Origin of the sequence: Bacillus sp. NH11B (genome assembly GCF_001884205.1) — a bacterium.
In the GTDB taxonomy this organism is placed as follows: domain Bacteria; phylum Bacillota; class Bacilli; order Bacillales; family Bacillaceae_G; genus Bacillus_A; species Bacillus_A proteolyticus.
Genome location: NZ_MAOG01000143.1, coordinates 17,668 through 37,225, shown reverse-complemented (window position 1 = coordinate 37,225; position 19,558 = coordinate 17,668). Strand labels below are relative to the sequence as shown.

Here is a 19,558-nt window from a genome sequence, read left to right as displayed (position 1 = left end):
ACATGCGTTGAAAGGAAAAGAAGTAGTTGTTGTTTCCCTGTAACAGAGAGCTGGTGGGTGGTGCGAACCAGTACAAAAACAAGAGCGAATTACAGTCCTGGAGCATCTTTTTCGTAGTAAAGATATGTATCTTTATGAAGGGAAAGACGGTCACATTGATCGTTAACAATGAAGAGAGGTAGACGAAATAAGTCTACAACTAGGGTGGTACCGCGATAAATATCGTCCCTACTGATTCAATCAGTAGGGCTTTTTTGTACAAAAAAGTGCCTTATTAACTAGTAGTTAGTGTCTTTATGGTAATTATTAGTTTAAAATAAGAAGAGGTATCGATTCCACTTTAAATTTGTATAATTAACCAGTTCAGAAAATAGAGAATTTTTTATTCTCTTACTATACTTTTAAAACATTAGAGGAGGATTTCCAAATGGCAAATCACGAATTAGATCAATTACGTAAACAGGTAGATGAAATTAACTTACAACTATTACACCTTTTAAACAAACGCGGTGAAATCGTTCAAAAAATCGGGGAGCAAAAACAAGTACAAGGTACGAAACGTTTTGATCCAGTACGTGAGCGTGAAGTACTGGATATGATCGCAGAGCATAACGAAGGACCATTCGAAACGTCAACAGTTCAACATATTTTCAAAACGATTTTCAAAGCAAGCTTAGAATTACAAGAAGATGATAACCGTAAAGCGTTACTAGTATCACGTAAAAAGAAAAAAGAAAATACAATCGTTAATGTGAAAGGCGAATTGATTGGAAACGGAACACAAACGTTCATTATGGGACCTTGTGCGGTAGAAAGCTTAGAGCAAGTTCGCCAAGTAGGGCAAGCAATGAAAGACCAAGGTTTAAAATTAATGCGCGGTGGTGCTTTCAAACCAAGAACATCTCCATACGATTTCCAAGGTTTAGGAGTAGAAGGTTTACAAATTTTACGCCAAGTAGCAGATGAGTTCGACTTAGCGATTATTAGTGAAATTTTAAATCCGAACGATGTGGAAATGGCATTAGAATACGTTGATGTAATTCAAGTTGGCGCACGTAACATGCAAAACTTCGATTTACTACGAGCTGTAGGTAAAGTTAACAAGCCAGTATTATTAAAACGTGGGTTAGCAGCAACAATTGATGAGTTCATCAATGCAGCGGAATACATTATTGCGCAAGGTAACGACCAAATTATTTTATGTGAGCGCGGTATTCGCACATACGAAAGAGCGACACGTAACACATTAGATATTTCAGCAGTTCCGATTTTAAAGAAAGAAACACATTTACCAGTTATTGTAGACGTGACGCATTCAACTGGACGTAGAGATCTATTATTACCAACAGCGAAAGCAGCACTTGCAATTGGAGCGGATGCAGTAATGGCTGAAGTACATCCAGACCCAGCAGTTGCATTATCAGACTCTGCACAACAAATGGATATTCCAGAATTCCATAGATTCATGGATGAGTTAAAAGGTTTCAAAAATAAATTATCTTAATTCCATATCATATATGCGCTGAAGAGGAAACAGTAGTGCTTATCTCACTGTTAAAGAGAGCTGATGGCCGGTGTGAATCAGTACAAAGGTAAGCATGAATTACAGCCTTGGAGCATCTTTTCCGCCAACTTTTGGAGGGAAAGACGGTCAAACGATCGTTAAAGAAGAAGAGAGGTAGACGAAAGTTGTCTACAACTAGGGTGGTACCGCGATAAACATCGTCCCTACTGAGCGCTCAGTAGGGACTTTTTTGTACAAAAAAATAGTAAAGGGGCAAGAGAAATGAGATATATTACAGCTGGAGAATCACATGGGCCGCAGTTAACAGTTATTTTAGAAGGTGTACCAGCAGGTTTAACACTTACGGCGGAACATATTAATAAAGAGTTATTAAGAAGACAAAAAGGGCATGGCCGCGGAAGACGCATGCAAATTGAAACAGATACAGTTGAAATTGTAAGTGGTGTACGTCATGGAATGACACTTGGCTCGCCGATTACGTTAATCGTAAAAAATGATGATTTCAAACATTGGACGAAAGTAATGGGGGCAGACCCGATCTCGGAGCAAGAAAGTAAAGAAATGAAACGTACAATTACAAAACCACGTCCAGGACATGCGGATTTAAACGGAGCGATAAAATATGGTCATCGTGATATAAGAAACGTATTAGAGCGCTCATCTGCAAGAGAAACGACAGTTCGTGTAGCTGCTGGTGCAGTTGCGAAACAAATTTTGAAAGAATTAGGCGTGGAAATTGCAGGGCATGTTCTTGAAATTGGTGGGGTGCAAGCGAAGCGTATTTCAAACTTACCAATTGAAGAAATTCAAACGATAACTGAAAATTCACCAGTTCGATGTTTAGATAAAGAAGTAGAACAAGAGATGATGGATGCGATCGATAATGCGAAAAGTAGTGGAGATTCAATCGGTGGTATTGTCGAAGTCATTGCAGAAGGTATGCCAATTGGTGTTGGTAGCTACGTTCATTACGACCGCAAATTAGATGCAAAACTTGCCGGTGCTATTATGAGCGTGAATGCGTTTAAAGGTGCTGAGATTGGAATTGGTTTTGAAGCGGCAAGACAGCCGGGAAGTAAAGTGCACGATGAAATTATGTGGGATGAAGAAAATGGATACACAAGAAAAACAAATAACGCCGGCGGTTTAGAAGGCGGTATGACAACAGGAATGCCAATTGTCGTAAGAGGCGTAATGAAGCCAATTCCTACATTATATAAACCGTTAGCAAGCGTTGATATTGATACGAAAGAAGCATTCCAAGCGAGTATTGAAAGATCTGATAGTTGCGCAGTGCCGGCAGCAGGTGTTGTCGCTGAATCTGTTGTAGCATGGGAACTTGCAGATGCACTAGTCGAACAATTCGGAAAAGATCGCATGGAACTATTAAAGCAAAATATTACGCAACATAACAAATACGCAAAAGAATTTTAATAAAAGGGTGGGTTTAACGTGCAAGTAAAAGATCAACTATCATCATTACAACCATATAAACCAGGTAAATCACCAGAACAAATGAAAGAAGTGTACGGAGATCATTCATTTGTGAAATTAGCATCGAATGAAAATCCATTCGGTTGTTCACCACGTGTTTTAGAAGAATTGCAAAAGTCGTGGTTGGAACATGCTTTATATCCTGACGGAGGTGCTACAACGCTCCGTCAAACAATCGCAGAGAAATTACATGTTCAAATGGAACAAATACTTTGCGGTAGTGGTTTGGATGAAGTCATTCAAATAATAAGTCGCGCCGTGTTGCGAGCTGGAGATAACATTGTAACGGCTGGCGCAACATTCCCACAGTACCGTCATCATGCAGTTATTGAAGGCTGTGAAGTGAAAGAAGTTGCTTTAAATAACGGTGTATACGACTTAGATGAAATTTCGTCAGCAGTTGATAACAATACGAAAATCGTTTGGCTTTGTAATCCGAACAACCCCACAGGCACATATGTGAATGAGCAAAAATTGACTCAGTTCATTGAAAGCATTAGTGAAAATACGTTAATTGTCATTGATGAAGCGTACTATGAATACGTAACAGCAAAAGATTTCCCTGAGACATTACCGCTTTTAGAAAAACATAACAACATTCTTGTACTTAGAACGTTTTCTAAAGCGTACGGATTAGCCTCTTTCCGCATTGGTTATGCGATTGGACAGGAAGAGTTAATCGAGAAATTAAATGTCGTACGTTTGCCATTTAACGTATCTTCATTAGCGCAAAAAGCAGCAACGGTTGCATTTAACGATGAAGCGTTTATTAAAGAAATTGTACGTGTTAATACAGAGGGAATACAACAATATGAAAGTTTTTGTAAGGAAAACGAAATTCCATTTTATCCGCCGCAAACAAATTTCATTTTCTTGACGGTAGATAATGGTGGAGAGATTTATGAAGCTTGTGCACACGCAGGGTTTATTATTCGTCCGTTCCCGAATGGTGTCCGTATTACAGTCGGCACAAGGGAGCAAAATGAAGGAGTGATTTCAGTGTTAAAACAACACTTTGAAAATAAAAAAAGTAAGTCTCGAGATGAGGCAGATGTGTAAAAAGGTAGTATTAATTGGAACAGGTTTAATAGGAGGTTCTCTCGCATTAGCAATTAAGAAAGAACACGAAGTAACGATAACAGGTTACGATATATTTAAAGAGCAAGTAGAGCGTGCCAAAGAATTACACGTAGTAGATGAAATAGCAGTTGATTTACAGCGTGCATGTGAAGAGGCACATTTAATTGTTTTTGCTTCTCCAGTTGAAGAAACGAAGAAGCTATTACACAAACTTGCGTCATTTCGTTTACGAGAAGATGTTATAGTGACTGATGTTGGTAGTACAAAAGGGTCTATTATGAACGAAGCGGAAGCTTTATTTTCAAAGGAAGTTTCTTTCATTGGTGGACATCCGATGGCGGGTTCTCATAAAACGGGAGTTGAAAGTGCAAAGGCACATTTATTTGAAAATGCATTTTACATTTTAACACCGATGAACCATGTGCCAAATGAACAAGTGGAAGAACTAAAAGGGTGGTTAAAAGGAACAGGATCACATTTTCTTGTTTTAAATACGGAAGAACACGATTATGTAACAGGAATTGTTAGTCATTTTCCGCATCTTATCGCAGCAGGTTTAGTAAAGCAAGTTGAGAAACATGCAGGAGATAATCCGCTCATTCATCAACTAGCTGCTGGCGGATTTAAAGATATTACACGCATTGCATCTAGTAGCCCGAAAATGTGGAGTGATATTGTAAAGCAAAATCGCGGGCATTTATTGGAACTATTAGAAGAATGGATCTCAGAAATGGAAGAGTTATATAAGACTGTTTCTAAAGGAGATGCAGGTGAAATACAAAACTATTTCGCTGACGCAAAAGAATACCGTGATTCTTTACCAGTGCGAAAAAGAGGTGCAATTCCTGCCTATTATGACTTATACGTCGATGTTTTAGATAAAGTAGGGGCCTTAGCTCATATTACGAGTATTTTAGCAGAAGAGGAAATTAGCATTACAAACTTGCAAATTTTAGAAGCACGCGAAGGATTGCTCGGGGTACTTAGAATTAGCTTCCAAAGAGAAGAAGATCGTATGAAGGCAAAGCTGGCGCTAGGAAAAGAAGAATACCAAACGTATGAAACAATTTAAAAAGAGGGTGATAACGTGAAAGAAACTACAATACAAACAGTAACTAACGGATTGAATGGAGCAATTACAATACCTGGTGATAAATCCATTTCGCACCGTGCTGTCATGTTCGGTGCGATTGCAGAAGGAAAAACAACAATTAAAGGGTTCCTACCTGGTGCAGATTGTTTAAGTACAATTTCTTGTTTTAAAGAAATGGGAGTAGACATTACGCAAAACGGTGATGAAGTCACTGTAGTTGGGAAAGGATTAGAAGGTTTACAAGAGCCGAAAACTGTATTAGATGTTGGTAATTCTGGTACAACAATTCGATTAATGTCAGGTATATTAGCAAACACACCATTTTTCTCTTGCGTACAAGGTGATGCGTCTATCGCAAAAAGACCGATGAAACGTGTAACAAATCCATTAAAGCAAATGGGTGCAACCATTGATGGACGAGAAGAAGGAACGTTTACACCGCTAACAATACGTGGTGGAGATTTAAAAGCAATTGAGTACACTTCACCTGTCGCAAGCGCACAAGTAAAGTCAGCTATTTTACTTGCAGGTCTTCGTGCAGAAGGTGTAACAACTGTTACAGAACCACATATTTCACGCGACCATACGGAAAGAATGCTTGAAGCGTTCGGTGTAAAGGTAACTCGCGTGGGGAAAACCGTAAAACTAGCGGGTGGCCAGAAGTTAATCGCAACAGATGTTCAAGTGCCAGGTGACGTATCATCCGCAGCATTTTTCTTAGTAGCAGGCGCAATTATTCCAAATAGTAAACTAGTATTACAAAATGTAGGAATGAATCCAACTCGTACAGGTATTATAGATGTTTTAGAGAAAATGGGTGCTACGTTCACTGTAGAGCCAATTCATGAAGGTGCATCAGAACTAGCTGCAAACATTACAATTGAAACATCTTCATTAAAAGGGATTGAAATTGGTGGAGATATTATCCCAAGATTAATCGATGAAATTCCTGTTATCGCTTTAGCGGCAACACAAGCAGAAGGTATTACAGTTATTAAAGATGCACACGAGCTAAAAGTAAAAGAAACAAACCGTATTGATACAGTCGTTGCTGAATTAACAAAACTAGGGGCTCGCATAGAAGCAACTGATGATGGAATGATTATTTACGGAAAATCAAATTTAAAAGGCGATACAGTACATAGTCACGGAGATCATCGCATTGGCATGATGCTTGCAATTGCTGGCTGTATAGCTGAAGGAAAAACAACGCTTGAAGATGCAGAAGCAGTAGGTGTATCATATCCTACATTCTTTAAAGAACTTCAAAATTTAGCGAAATAATAGGATGAAAAGCAGATATACAGTATAAATATACATTAAGCTCGTAAGGACATTATAAGCAAGCTACTTATAATGTTAAAAATGAACTATTTAACAACAATAGGACTTTTGAGACAAGATTTTTCCCTTAACGTTGAAAAGAAGCCGAACAAGAAGAACGGTACCTATTGATTTTAATCGTTTTCATTTAATTAATTAACTGGACAATTGATGAAACATTTTAACTTAGAAGGGAAGAAATATTTATGATAGTAGAAATCGTAAATAATCAACAACAATTAGAAGATGCTTACGCTATTCGACAAAAGGTTTTTATAGAAGAACAACAAGTCGATGTAGAAGAAGAAATTGATGAACATGACAAAACCGCTACTCATTTTGTGTTATACGATAATAGCAAGCCAATTGGAGCTGGACGTTTTCGTATTGTAGATGGCGTTGGTAAAATTGAACGAATTTGTGTAGTGGCAACTGATCGCAAAGCAGGTTCTGGAAAATTAATTATGAATGAAATTGAGAAGTTTGCACAAAATCAGGGCATTTCTAAAGTGAAATTGAATGCCCAAAAACATGCAATTGGTTTCTATGAAAACTTAGGGTATGAAAGTATTTCTGAAGAATTTATAGATGCGGGTATTCCTCATCGCACAATGATTAAGAATCTGTAAATAGAACGATAATGCGGGGGATTAATTTTCTATAACTTTACAACGAGAAAAATCACCCTAATATTATTTAAAGTGGTAAATGTGCCTTTGTAAGTCATATTAACTAACTAAAGCTTAATTTCTCCCTTACTATACCGAGAAATTAAGCTTTTTTATTATGGGATTTACTTGACGTTGTAAATCCGTATTTTCCTACCAATCTTATCTGGGATTCAAAACGTTGATATATTTCTAATCATCAACCCGAAACATTCAAAATGATAGTACAATACATATAGGGAATGGGGGAGAAAAAGATGAACGTCATACAATTAAAAGAAGATAAATTCAGAGAAGCATTATGTTTATCAGAATACGCTTTTCAATATAAAGCAGATGAGGAACGAGTGCAGCAACAAATGACTCGAATGAAAGAAAGTCATGAAATATACGGCATTATGGAAGGGGAAGACTTAGCAGCAAAATTGCATCTTATTCCGTTTCATATTTACATAGGCACAGAAAAATTTAAAATGGGAGGCGTTGCAGGGGTAGCGACGTATCCGGAATATAGAAGAAGTGGATATGTAAAAGAACTGCTTCAACATTCGCTTCAAACGATGAAAAAAGCTGGTTATACAGTATCGATGTTACATCCATTTGCTGTTTCATTTTACCGCAAATACGGATGGGAGCTTTGTGCAAATCGCCTTGTATGTCATATGGAGAAGAGCGATTTGATTATGAAAAAACAAGTAAATGGTATTGTGAAACGTTTTAATAAAGAAAACCATCCAGAAGAAGTAGAGAAAATTTATGAAACATTTGCAGAACGCTTTTCAGGTATGCTAGTTCGCAGTGAAAAATGGTGGTTACAAGCGGTCTATCATGATTTAACATTAGCGATTTACTATGATGAAAATAAAACGGCAGCTGGTTACGTGTTATATAAAATAGAAAATTATAAAATGACAATAGAAGAATTTGTTCCACTGCATAATGAAGCGAGAAATGGCCTATGGAACTTTATTTGCCAGCATGATTCTATGATTAAAGAAGTTGGAATGATATTAAGTGAGAAAGAACCGTTGTTATATACATTGCGAGAGCCACGCGTGAAGGCAGAAATAAAACCATATTTTATGGGAAGAATTGTAGATGTGGAGCAGTTCTTAAAACAATATGAGTTGAACTGGAACGATGCGCAGCAAGAATTGATTTTACACGTTACAGATTCATTTGCTCCGTGGAATAACGTAACGGTGAGACTTGCAAATCAGGAAATAACAATTATGAAAGAAGAAACAATAGATAAAGGAATTAAGCTGGACATTAATGCGCTATCTACAATAATGTTTGGCTATAAACGTCCGTTAGAGCTAAGTAAGCTTGAATTAATTAGTGGAAGCGAAGAGGAGATACGAACATTTGAGAATGTAGTCCCGGTGCGTGAAGCGTTTATTTATGATTTCTTTTAATTGTATATTTGAAAGTGAACTGTACCAAATAAAGTTTTGGTACAGTTCGCTCTTATTTTGTTGTTTTTTGTCGTTAAGTCGATATATCTTGAAAATCGCTGATAAAATTTGAGTTGCGCTGATATATCTTGAAAATCGCCGATATAATTTCACTCACAGATATGGGATTAAAAAACGTAACTGTGTAGCACACTTGACTTTTAATCCATGTAATTTATAATTAAAAACGGAATGAATTTTCATTCCTGAAAATTGAGGTGGGAAAAGTGGCTAAAAACAAACAAGAGGATATTTTTGATGCTGCGATACAACTTTTCGCAGAGCGTGGTTACGATGGTACGACAATTCCGATGATCGCTGAAAAAGCAAAAGTCGGCGCTGGTACTATTTATCGCTATTTTGAAAATAAAGAGGCACTCGTTAACTCATTATTTTCAAAAAGCATGTTGCAATTATCTGAAATACTAAAAACTGATTTTCCTGTTGAAGCAAATATTCGTGAACAGTTTAGTCATATTTATAACCGTTTATTTGAATTTGCGAGAAACAATGTGGATGCTTTTCTTTTTACAAATTCTCATTGTGATAGTTATTTTCTTGATGAACAGAGTAACAAAATATTTGACGATTTTATAGGCTTCTTTATGAATATTATAGAAGATGGAATCGCAAAAGGTTTTCTTCGTCCATTGCCTCCAGTTGCTTTAATTATTATTGTATATCAACCGTTAGAAAAATTAACTAAAGTAATGGCAACAGGGCAATTAGAATACTCAAAAGAATTAGTAAAAGAATTGGAAGAAAGCTCTTGGAATGCTATTAGAATCATTTGATTCTATAGCTCTATATGGACAGGAATGAACATTCATTCCTAAACAAATATAAAAAACGATTACAGGAGATGATATATCTGTACAGTTAAAGGAATGAATATTCATTCCGTAGGTAGTGGTTTAATAGAATTGAAAAAAATAATAGGATAATAGGAATGAACGTTCATTCCGAAATGATAGTTTTAAAAGAGTAGGAATGAATATTCATTCCGTACTTAACGTGAAACGCTAAAAACGGGAGATGATTCAAATGAGCAAGCTAAAAAGTTGGAGAAGTTTATCTTTTCTATTATGGATAGTTATTACTATTACAATGATCGTAACGATGCCTAATATGGATAAATTAGTGAAAGAAAAAGGGCACATTACGATTCCTAAAACAGAACAAAGTAGTATTGCTGACAAAATGATAAAAGAAATGGATAAAGACGGGACTGAAAAATACGAAATTATAGCCGTTTTTAATAGTGGAAATAAAGCTGCTTTAACTACTGAGCAAAAAGAGGAAATAACAAAAACAATCAACGCCCTGCAAAATGAAAAAGAGCAATTAGGAATAAAGGAAGTTGTTTCACATTTAGATAATAAAGACTTGGAGAAACAATTAGTTTCTAAAGATAATACGACTATTTTAACGCAAATATCAATAGATAAAAAGCATGGTGAAATATCAAAAGTTGCAAATAATCTTCATAAAAAAGTACAAACGAAAGGGGTAAAAACGTACTTAACAGGAAGTGACTTAATAGCGGGTGATTTTCTTAAATCTTCTCAAGAGGGAGTGAAAAAGACTGAAGTTATTTCAATCATTTTCATTCTTGTAGTATTAATCCTCGTATTCCGTTCACCAGTTGTTCCGATTGTTTCTCTTCTTACAGTCGGTGTGTCGTATTTAGTTTCAATGGGGATTATTGCTCATCTTGTAGATCAATTTAATTTTCCATTTTCAAACTTTACGCAAGTGTTTGTAGTCGTCGTCCTGTTTGGAGTAGGAACAGATTATAACATTTTATTATTTACGAGATTTAAAGAAGAATTAAGTAAACAAGAAAATGCATTTTTGGCCACGAAAGAAACATTTAAATCGGCAGGTAAAACCGTATTATATAGCGGTATAGCGGTACTAATTGGTTTTGCATCACTTGCGTTAGCGAGTTTTAAATTATATCAATCTACTTCAGCGGTAGCAATTGGTGTTTTAGTATTACTACTCGTATTAACGACTTTAAATCCATTTTTTATGGTGCTTTTAGGAAAAGGAATGTTTTATCCAGTTAAAACATTTAAAGGTCATGAGGATAGTCGCTTATGGGGATTCTTTGCGAAAAACTCAGTAGCAAGACCATTTGTTGCTTTAATCATCGTATTCGTGATATCGATTCCTTTCGTATTAAAATACTCTAACATACTTAATTACAATGATTTATTTGAAGTAGATAATAAGTATGAATCAAAGATGGGGATTAACGTCATAGAAGATCATTTTCCTCCTGGTTTTTCTTCACCAAGTACGTTAGTCATTCAATCGAATAACAAGTTAGATGAGGCGACCTCCCTACAAACTTTAGATGAACTAACTGATAAAATTTCGAAAGTTAAAGGAGTTTCAGAGGTATATTCACCGACGCGTCCAACCGGTGATAAGATAAAAGAATTATATATAAAGAAACAAGCCGGAGAACTGAATACAGGATTAGGAGATGCCAATGGTGGCATAAAAGAAATCAATGATGGATTAACGGATGCGAAAGATAAAATGAGTAGTAATGATTCAAATAGTCTCGCAAATGTTCAAAAGTTAATTGATGGAACGAACGAGGCGAAAAATGGTGTATCAGCATTAGGGACTGCTTTAAATCAATTATCGAATGGCATAAACGACGGTGCCAAAGGAGCGCAGCAAATCGAGAGTGGTTTAGCTTCAGTAAACGAAAATATAAGTGTATTATCAAATGCAACTTCACAGCTTCATGCTGGTTATGCACAGTTAGAAAAAGGTTTAAGTTCTTACGATCAATATTTCGGAAGTATTTCTCAAGCGATTGATGGCGCGAAAAAAGGTTATGAACAAATTGAAATGTTAATGACCAATTTCATTCAAACGAAACCAGAATTAGCAAATGATCCGAACATACAGCAAACGTTAGGAATTGCTAAGGAGGCTCAAAAACAATTAAATATACTTTCAAAAGAATTAAATCAATTAGCAACGCAGCATAAGGTGGCAATGGATTCATTTAAAGAAGCGAATCAATCGTTATTGAAAGTCGATAATGGTTTAAAAGAAATGAATAATGGTGTTAACGAGTTACAAAAAGGAACTACTGGACTGAAAAACGGATTAAACGAAGGGGCTACAGGTTCAAAACAAATTGCGAACAAATCAGCTGAGTTACAATCCGGATTAACGAAAATAAATGATGGGCAAGGACAGTTATTAACTGGACTGAAAGACCTGCAAGAACAGATGGGGCAATTACAATCAGGCTTATCTAAAAGTACAGAAGGGCTTGGAAAAGTAAGTAACGGCCTAGGGGATGCTCAGAAATATTTAGGCGAACTTAATGAATCAAAAAGCTCTGAGAAATTTTATATCCCAAAAGAAGTGCTAGGGGGAGAAGATTTCCAAAAAGCATTGAACACGTACATGTCACAGGATAGAAAGATTGCTAAAATGACCATCATTTTAGATGTAAATCCGTATTCAAAAGAAGCGATGCCAATCATTCAAGAAATTAATAAAACGATAGACGGTACGTTAAATGGTACAGAATTAAAATCAGCAAAAAAAGCGATCGGTGGGACAACAGCTAGAAACGTTGATTTAAAAGAAGTAACCGGGCAGGATTTCTTACGTACTGCTACAATAATGTTAATTGGAATTGCGATTGTATTAATCGTTATTACTCGTTCATTCTTAAACTCAATCTTTATTATTGGATCATTAATATTAGCGTACTTTGCATCACTTGGTATTAGTGAACAAATTAGTGCACACTTATTAAACGTAGGGTCATTAAGCTGGAATGTTCCATTCTTTAGCTTTATTATGATTGTCGCTTTAGGAGTGGATTATAGTATTTTTGTAATGATGCGATACAATGAGCTAGAAGGGGATTCAGTAACGAAAATCGTAAATGCATCTCGTCACATAGGAGGAGTCGTATTATCAGCGGCACTTATTTTAGGCGGAACATTTGCAGCATTAATCCCTTCAGGAGTATTGACACTTATACAAGTAGCATCAGTTGTTGGTATTGCACTTTTACTATTAGCTTTAATCGTGATGCCAATATTGTTACCTGCTTTAATAGGGTTAACGAGTAAAATGAAGAATTACACAAAGAAATTAAGTAATAGAAAATAAACTTGTCCATCACATCTTTATATTTTGCAAATTATTCGTCTTTTATATTGCCATTCATCTGTAAAAGGAAGTTACCTTTTGCGTATGTATGAGAGAATAACATAGGAGATGAGTTTCCAAATTCATCGTAATATTTCTTAACTTTCTCTTAGTCGTCTTTCTTTGTAATTTCGAATAATCTACTGCCTTCATTTTCACCGAGCGCAGGTACGATAATACGTTTTCCTTCTTTTCGAAGATTACCAAATTCTTTTTCTGAAAGTCCAGTTGGATTTTCTGCTTGTAGACCAGCACTTTTAAATTCAGAGATAATTGAACCTACTGTTACTTTCGTTTCTTTTTTTCTTATTTTGATTCAGTAGGTGTTTTTTGCATTGTTATTACCATCGCAAGCAGTTAAAGAAGCTAAAGATATACATAACGCACCAATTATTAATGTTTTCTTCAAAAAATCCTCCTTAAAGTTTATTTTATTTCTGTACAATCTTGTTTCGTTAAAAAATAAGGATTTTATTCATGGATGAAAGGAGATGAATAGCAATCAACCGTTGCTATTCATCCATCTTCTACTATATAATAGCTATAGTCTACAATAAGTGAATCGTAATTTGCGGTTTTTAAGACAATCGGTGAGAAAACGCTGAAATAAGCGGTATTAGTAGGAGGACACAAATGATTACAGTAAGTAACGTTAGTTTGCGTTTTGCGGATCGCAAATTATTTGAAGATGTTAACATAAAATTCACGCCAGGTAATTGCTACGGTTTAATTGGAGCGAACGGTGCTGGTAAATCAACATTTCTAAAGATTTTATCTGGAGAAATCGAACAATCAACAGGTGACATACATATTACGCCAGGTGAGCGTCTAGCAGTATTAAAACAGAATCACTTCGAATATGAAGAGTTCCCAGTATTAGAAACAGTAATTATGGGTCACACGCAACTTTACAAAGTAATGCAAGAGAAAAATGCCATTTACATGAAAGAAGACTTTAGTGATGAAGATGGTATGCGTGCTGCTGAACTTGAAGGTGAGTTCGCTGAGCTTAACGGTTGGGAAGCTGAGTCAGAAGCTGCAATTTTACTAAAAGGACTTGGTATTGGTGAAGATCTTCATGATAAGAAACTGTCAGAATTAACTGGGGCAGAGAAAGTAAAAGTATTACTTGCTCAAGCTTTATTCGGTAAACCTGACATTCTATTACTAGATGAGCCTACCAACCACTTGGACTTAAAAGCGATTCAATGGTTAGAAAATTTCTTAATGAACTTTGAAAATACAGTAATAGTTGTATCCCATGACCGTCACTTCTTAAATAAAGTTTGTACGCACATGGCTGATCTTGATTTCGGTAAAATTCAACTTTATGTTGGTAACTATGACTTCTGGTATGAGTCAAGCCAATTAGCTTTAAAATTAACACAAGATGCTAATAAGAAAAAAGAAGAGAAAGTAAAAGAGTTACAAAACTTCATTGCACGCTTTAGCTCAAACGCATCTAAAGCGAAACAAGCAACTTCTCGTAAAAAATTATTAGATAAAATTACATTAGATGATATTAGACCATCATCACGTCGTTATCCATTCGTTGGCTTCACACCTGAGCGTGAAATAGGAAATGACTTATTAACTGTTGAAGGTCTTTCTAAAACAATTGATGGCGAAAAAGTGTTAGATAATGTGTACTTCACTTTAAATAAAGGTGATAAAGTTGCATTTATTGGTCGTAACGATATTGCGATGACAACATTATTTAAAATCCTTATGGGTGAAATGGAGCCAGATAGCGGTTCATTCAAATGGGGCGTTACAACATCTCAATCGTACTTCCCAAGAGATAACTCTAAATACTTTGAGAACAGTGACTTCAACTTAGTTGATTGGTTACGCCAATTCTCTCCACAAGATGAGTCAGAAAGCTTCTTACGTGGTTTCTTAGGCCGTATGTTATTCTCAGGTGAAGAAGTTAAGAAGAACGTTTCTGTATTATCTGGAGGCGAAAAAGTTCGTTGTATGCTATCTAAAATGATGTTAAGTGGTGCGAACGTAATCACACTTGACGATCCAACGAACCATTTAGACCTTGAGTCTATCACTGCATTAAACAACGGTTTAATTGCATTCAAAGGTACAATGTTATTCACATCTCATGACCATCAGTTCGTACAAACAATTGCAAACCGCATTATCGAAGTAACACCAAACGGTGTAATCGATAAAGAGGCTACTTACGATGAGTACTTAGAAAATGAAGAACTTCAAAAACAAGTAGATGCAATGTATAAAGGTCAATAATAAATAGTTAAAACCCTCGCTTTCTTTATGAGAGCGGGGGTTTTGTTGAAAAGAAATACAATCTTCGCATTTAAATAAAGCGGGCTAAAATGAATAATTATTCAAAAATAACATTAACGATGGTAAGGGATTTTGATGTTGCACCAGAAGAAGTTTTTGAAGTATGGATAAACCCTGATATGATCAAGAAATGGTTTTTTACGTTGGAAGGGACGAATAAAATAACAAGAAATACTCCTGGGGTAGGCGGAAGCTGGGAAATTGTCGACCATCGTAATGGAAAAGACTATCGAGCAATTGGGGAATATTTTGAAATGAATGTCCTGAAAAATTAGCATTTACATTTAAAATGCCACAGTTTAGTGAATTAGAAGATACAATTGTAGTTGAAATAATGGAGAAACAACAAGGATCTGAAATGACATTTTCACAAAATATTATCGTTCCGCATGAGGAGAATTGGGCAAAATCCGATGTTGAAAAAGCACTTAAAGACTATCATGATGGTTCTGAGCATGGATGGAATTTAATGTTTATGGGGCTAAAGGAATTAGTTGAAACTGGAGAAATTAGTTATAAAGGATAAGTTTGTAGAAAAAGTGTAGTTTGAGCAAATATTTCAAACTACACTTTTTTTTATGTGAAATATGTACCAAAATTGGAGATAGATTAGTTTGCAAATGAGGAAATAAAGGATTATAGTTTGTGGAGTCAGAATTAGTAGATGAGCCCCTGGAAGAAAAAAGGAAATGTTACAAATTTATTATGTTAAATAGAAACCAAGGTCAAAATGTTTAAAAAGAAATAGTTGAATAATTAAAAGTTACAAATTATAATTACTAATATTCTTCATATAGTTAAACAAATAAAATCTATTTGAAGAAGAAAAATTGAATAGAGAGACAGACTTATACAAAATAAGCCTTGGATGATCAAAAGAGGTGGAGAGATGCAACAATTTTTATTAAAGAGTAAACGAGTATTAAGTAATCATTTTGGATTTTTCGTATTTGCCGTTATTTTACTTTGGTTAAAAACATATGCAGCATATGTGACAGAATTTAATTTGGGGATATCGAACACAATCCAAAAATTCTTACTGTTTTTCAACCCGTTAAGCTCAGCAGTTCTATTTTTAGGTCTAGCATTATTTGCAAAAGGGAAACGAGCTTACATTTGGTTAATTGTTATTAATTTGTTAATGTCTATACTTTTATACGCAAACGTAGTATATTATCGCTTTTTCAGCGACTTTATTACGTTCCCGACATTAACACAATCGAATAACTTTGGAGATTTAGGTGGTAGTATTTTTGCATTGCTACACGTATATGATCCACTATATTTCTTAGATACGATCATTCTAATTGTTTTAGTCGCAACGAAATTTGTAAATCCTAAACCAATCCGTGTTGCGAAGCATAAATTATCGCTAGTATTTGTAGCGGGTATTTTATTCTTTAGCGTTAACTTAGGTCTTGCAGAATCTGATCGTCCTGAATTATTAACTAGAACCTTCGATCGTAATTATATTGTGAAATATTTAGGCGCGTACAACTTTACGATTTATGATGGTATTCAAAGTGCGAAAGCATCAACAGAACGAGCATTAGCTGATGGGGATAATATGACAGAAGTTAGAAACTATCTTTCATCAACGTATGCAAGTCCAAATCCTGAGTATTTTGGTAAAGGAAAAGGAATGAACGTAATTTATATTCATTTAGAGTCATTCCAAAACTTTTTACTAAACTATAAGCTAAATGGCCAAGAGGTTACACCATTCTTAAATTCATTTACAAAAGATGCGAATACGTTATACTTTGATAACTTCTTCCATCAAACAGGACAAGGTAAAACGTCTGATGCGGAGTTCATGTTAGAGAACTCAATGTTTGGATTACCGCAAGGATCTGTTTTTACAAATAAAGCTCATAACACATATCAATCAGCACCAGCTATTTTAGGTCAGCAAGGATACACATCAGCAGTGTTCCATGGTAACTACAAAACGTTCTGGAACCGTGATGAAATTTATAAATCATTTGGTTTTAATAATTTCTTTGATGCGTCATACTATGATATGAACGAAAAAGATGTAGTAAACTATGGCTTAAAAGATAAACCATTCTTTAACGAATCAATTCCGTTATTACAAACGTTGAAACAACCGTTCTATACGAAGTTCATTACGTTATCGAACCATTTCCCTTATCCGATTGATAAAGCGGAAGCAACGATTGAACCAGCTAAAACAGGTGATTCATCAGTAGATACGTACTTCCAAACAGCACGCTATTTAGATGAGTCTGTGAAAGGATTCATGGATTACTTGAAACAATCTGGTTTATACGATAACTCAATTATCGTTATGTACGGTGACCATTACGGTATTTCAGATAATCATAGCGCAGCAATGTCTCAAATAATGGGTAAAGAAATGAACTCATTTGAAAATGCTCAATTACAACGTGTACCTTTAATCATTCGCGTACCAGGAATGGAAGGCGGCGTACAACATCAATACGGTGGAGAAATTGACGTTCTACCAACGTTATTACACTTACTAGGTACAGATACAAAAAATTATGTCCAATTCGGATCAGATTTATTATCACCAGAGCATAAACAAGTCGTTCCGTTCCGTAACGGTAACTACGTAAGTCCAACAGTTACTGCACTTAACGGCAAATACTATGATACGGCTACTGGAAAACCTGTAGAAATAACAGATGAAATAAAACAAAATGAACAAATGGTTCAAAAATCACTAAAATACTCCGACCAAGTTGTTAACGGTGACTTATTACGATTCTACACGCCAGAAGGCTTTACTCCAGTAAATCGTTCTAAGTACAACTATAACCATCATGATAAAAATAAAACGAAGGTGAAGACGACTGAAGACGGGGAAACGAAATAAATAATAAAAAATCCTACTCGTATTCCATACGGGTAGGATTTTTTGTTTTAAGAGTTACTTTCGGATTTTTGGAGTGCTACTTTTTTAGGCATAAAACATGCAATAATCAAAGCTACAAAAGATAAGACTAACATAAATACGTAGGCATCACTTGAGCTGAAGATAGAAGATAATTTTGTTACTTGCATAGCTGATATGTTCCCGTTATTATTAGATAACTGTAAAGTATGTGAAGTTGACTGAATCGTATACACTGTGATGATAACTGCTGTTCCAATAGCACCTGCTAATTGGCGAATCGTATTATTTACTGCGGAACCATGTGAACCCAGTTCTCTTGGTAAAGCGTTTAAACCTGCTGTATTTAAAGGCATAGAAATGAAGCTTAACCCAATTCGTAGAATAATGGTACGAACCATTAAATACATATAAGTTGTGGATTCGGTCAAATCAATTACACCCCACATCGAAATAATGATACATGTTAAACCTATAATAAAGAGTGGTTTTGCACCGTATTTATCAAACATTTTCCCGGTGATAGGTGATAAGAAGGCATTAATGACAGCTCCGGGTAATAGAAGTAGACCGGATTCGAATGCAGTAAAACCTCGTCCATTTTGTAAGTAAATCGGTAATAGAATTAAATCCGCATACATAATCATCGTAATTAGTATATTAATGATTGAAGTAAGAGTGAAAATTTTATATTTAAATACGGATAAGTTTAGTAGTGGATCGCTAGACTTTATTTGACGTAAACAGAATAGAGTTGTAACGATTATTCCAATGATAATTGTAGTAATAACAACTGGATGATCCCATCCTTTGCTTCCTGCACTACTAAATCCAAAGATAATACAACCAAAGCCAATCGTTGATAAAATGACACTTACGATATCTAATTTTGCTTTTGTTGTTTCAGCAACATTCATTAAATATTTTAGAGCAAGAATAATAACGATTAATACAAATGGAGCTAATCCAATAAATAACCATCTCCATGAAACATATTCAATGATAAATCCAGATAATGTTGGAGCGATGGCTGGCGCAAAAATGATGGCAAATCCGATGGTCCCCATAATACTCCCACGCTTTTCACTAGGGTATAAATATAAAATAACAGTCATCATTAGCGGCATAATAATTCCTGCTCCAACTGCTTGAATCATTCTTCCTGTTAACAGAATGCCAAAATTCACGGCACATGCACAGAGAACCGTCCCAATAAACAAAGAGAGCATCGAGCTAATAAATAGCTGCCGTGTTGTAAATCGTTTCATTAAAAACGCAGTAATTGGCACGAGAACACCATTTATGAGCATAAAGCCTGTTGATAGCCATTGCACTGTTGCAGCCGTAACACCAAATACTTCCATTAAATTACTCATCGCCACATTTAATAGCGTCTGATTCAATGTTGATAAAAAACAGCCGGCAATGAGCACAACTAATATAATTTTTTTATTTCTTTCTGATATTTCCTTTTGCATTGGTAAACTCCTTCATTGTTTTCTTGATTTATCGACAATG

The 19,558-nt window shown here is 35.4% G+C and carries 12 protein-coding genes, 2 pseudogenes and 2 other annotated features (1 of these 16 cut by a window edge); of the genes and pseudogenes, 12 read left to right on the top strand and 2 right to left on the bottom strand.

What is annotated here, in order from left to right; genetic code table 11:
- Window positions 1–233, top strand: a binding site (T-box leader); it begins 2 nt to the left of the window's first position.
- 194 nt (window positions 234–427) lie between these two features.
- The 9 genes from BAU27_RS29105 to BAU27_RS29065 all read left to right on the top strand — a co-directional run bounded on the left by BAU27_RS29105 (window position 428) and on the right by BAU27_RS29065 (window position 12,801).
- Window positions 428–1,504: a bifunctional 3-deoxy-7-phosphoheptulonate synthase/chorismate mutase gene (locus BAU27_RS29105; RefSeq protein ID WP_001273572.1), complete on the top strand. Its 1,077-nt coding sequence runs from the start codon at window positions 428–430 to the stop codon at window positions 1,502–1,504.
- 9 nt (window positions 1,505–1,513) lie between these two features.
- Window positions 1,514–1,733 (top strand) — a binding site (T-box leader).
- A gap of 53 nt (window positions 1,734–1,786) precedes the next feature.
- Window positions 1,787–2,959, top strand: coding sequence for a chorismate synthase (aroC, locus tag BAU27_RS29100; protein ID WP_071772860.1), 1,173 nt, complete (start codon window positions 1,787–1,789; stop codon window positions 2,957–2,959).
- Window positions 2,960–2,977: 18 nt separating this feature from the next.
- On the top strand, window positions 2,978–4,078 hold the full coding sequence (gene hisC / locus BAU27_RS29095; RefSeq protein WP_071772859.1) for a histidinol-phosphate transaminase: 1,101 nt from the start codon (window positions 2,978–2,980) through the stop codon (window positions 4,076–4,078).
- The gene (tyrA, locus tag BAU27_RS29090; protein WP_071772858.1) at window positions 4,071–5,171 is read left to right on the top strand and encodes a prephenate dehydrogenase; all 1,101 of its coding nucleotides are present in this window, start codon (window positions 4,071–4,073) and stop codon (window positions 5,169–5,171) included. Before hisC ends, tyrA begins: the two co-directional genes overlap by 8 nt.
- Before the next feature lie 15 nt (window positions 5,172–5,186).
- On the top strand, window positions 5,187–6,476 hold the full coding sequence (gene aroA, locus BAU27_RS29085; protein WP_071772857.1) for a 3-phosphoshikimate 1-carboxyvinyltransferase: 1,290 nt from the start codon (window positions 5,187–5,189) through the stop codon (window positions 6,474–6,476).
- Between the two features lie 245 nt (window positions 6,477–6,721).
- On the top strand, window positions 6,722–7,144 hold the full coding sequence (locus BAU27_RS29080; RefSeq protein WP_071746314.1) for a GNAT family N-acetyltransferase: 423 nt from the start codon (window positions 6,722–6,724) through the stop codon (window positions 7,142–7,144).
- A 296-nt stretch (window positions 7,145–7,440) separates the two neighbouring features.
- On the top strand, window positions 7,441–8,601 hold the full coding sequence (locus BAU27_RS29075; RefSeq protein WP_071772856.1) for a GNAT family N-acetyltransferase: 1,161 nt from the start codon (window positions 7,441–7,443) through the stop codon (window positions 8,599–8,601).
- A gap of 266 nt (window positions 8,602–8,867) precedes the next feature.
- On the top strand, window positions 8,868–9,434 hold the full coding sequence (locus tag BAU27_RS29070) for a TetR/AcrR family transcriptional regulator (protein WP_071746311.1): 567 nt from the start codon (window positions 8,868–8,870) through the stop codon (window positions 9,432–9,434).
- 250 nt (window positions 9,435–9,684) lie between these two features.
- Window positions 9,685–12,801 (top strand): MMPL family transporter, encoded by a 3,117-nt coding sequence (locus BAU27_RS29065; RefSeq protein ID WP_071772855.1) that lies wholly within the window; start codon window positions 9,685–9,687, stop codon window positions 12,799–12,801.
- Window positions 12,802–12,832: 31 nt separating this feature from the next.
- Here the strand turns inward: BAU27_RS29065 and BAU27_RS33135 are convergent.
- A pseudogene (locus BAU27_RS33135) lies at window positions 12,833–13,249 on the bottom strand (stress protein).
- A gap of 224 nt (window positions 13,250–13,473) precedes the next feature.
- On the opposite strand from BAU27_RS33135, the gene BAU27_RS29055 reads away from it, so the two are divergent.
- From BAU27_RS29055 to ltaS, 3 genes and pseudogenes are all read left to right on the top strand, one after another.
- Entirely contained in the window at window positions 13,474–15,099 is a 1,626-nt protein-coding gene (locus BAU27_RS29055; RefSeq protein WP_000633869.1) for an ABC-F family ATP-binding cassette domain-containing protein, read from the top strand.
- An 89-nt stretch (window positions 15,100–15,188) separates the two neighbouring features.
- Window positions 15,189–15,685 (top strand): annotated as a pseudogene (locus tag BAU27_RS29050) (SRPBCC family protein).
- Window positions 15,686–16,048: 363 nt separating this feature from the next.
- Window positions 16,049–18,022, top strand: coding sequence for a lipoteichoic acid synthase (ltaS, locus tag BAU27_RS29045; RefSeq protein WP_071772854.1), 1,974 nt, complete (start codon window positions 16,049–16,051; stop codon window positions 18,020–18,022).
- 47 nt (window positions 18,023–18,069) lie between these two features.
- Here ltaS and BAU27_RS29040 read toward each other — a convergent pair whose 3' ends face one another.
- Window positions 18,070–19,518 (bottom strand): DHA2 family efflux MFS transporter permease subunit, encoded by a 1,449-nt coding sequence (locus BAU27_RS29040; RefSeq protein WP_071772853.1) that lies wholly within the window; start codon window positions 19,516–19,518, stop codon window positions 18,070–18,072.
- Between the last annotated feature and the right edge of the window lie 40 nt (window positions 19,519–19,558).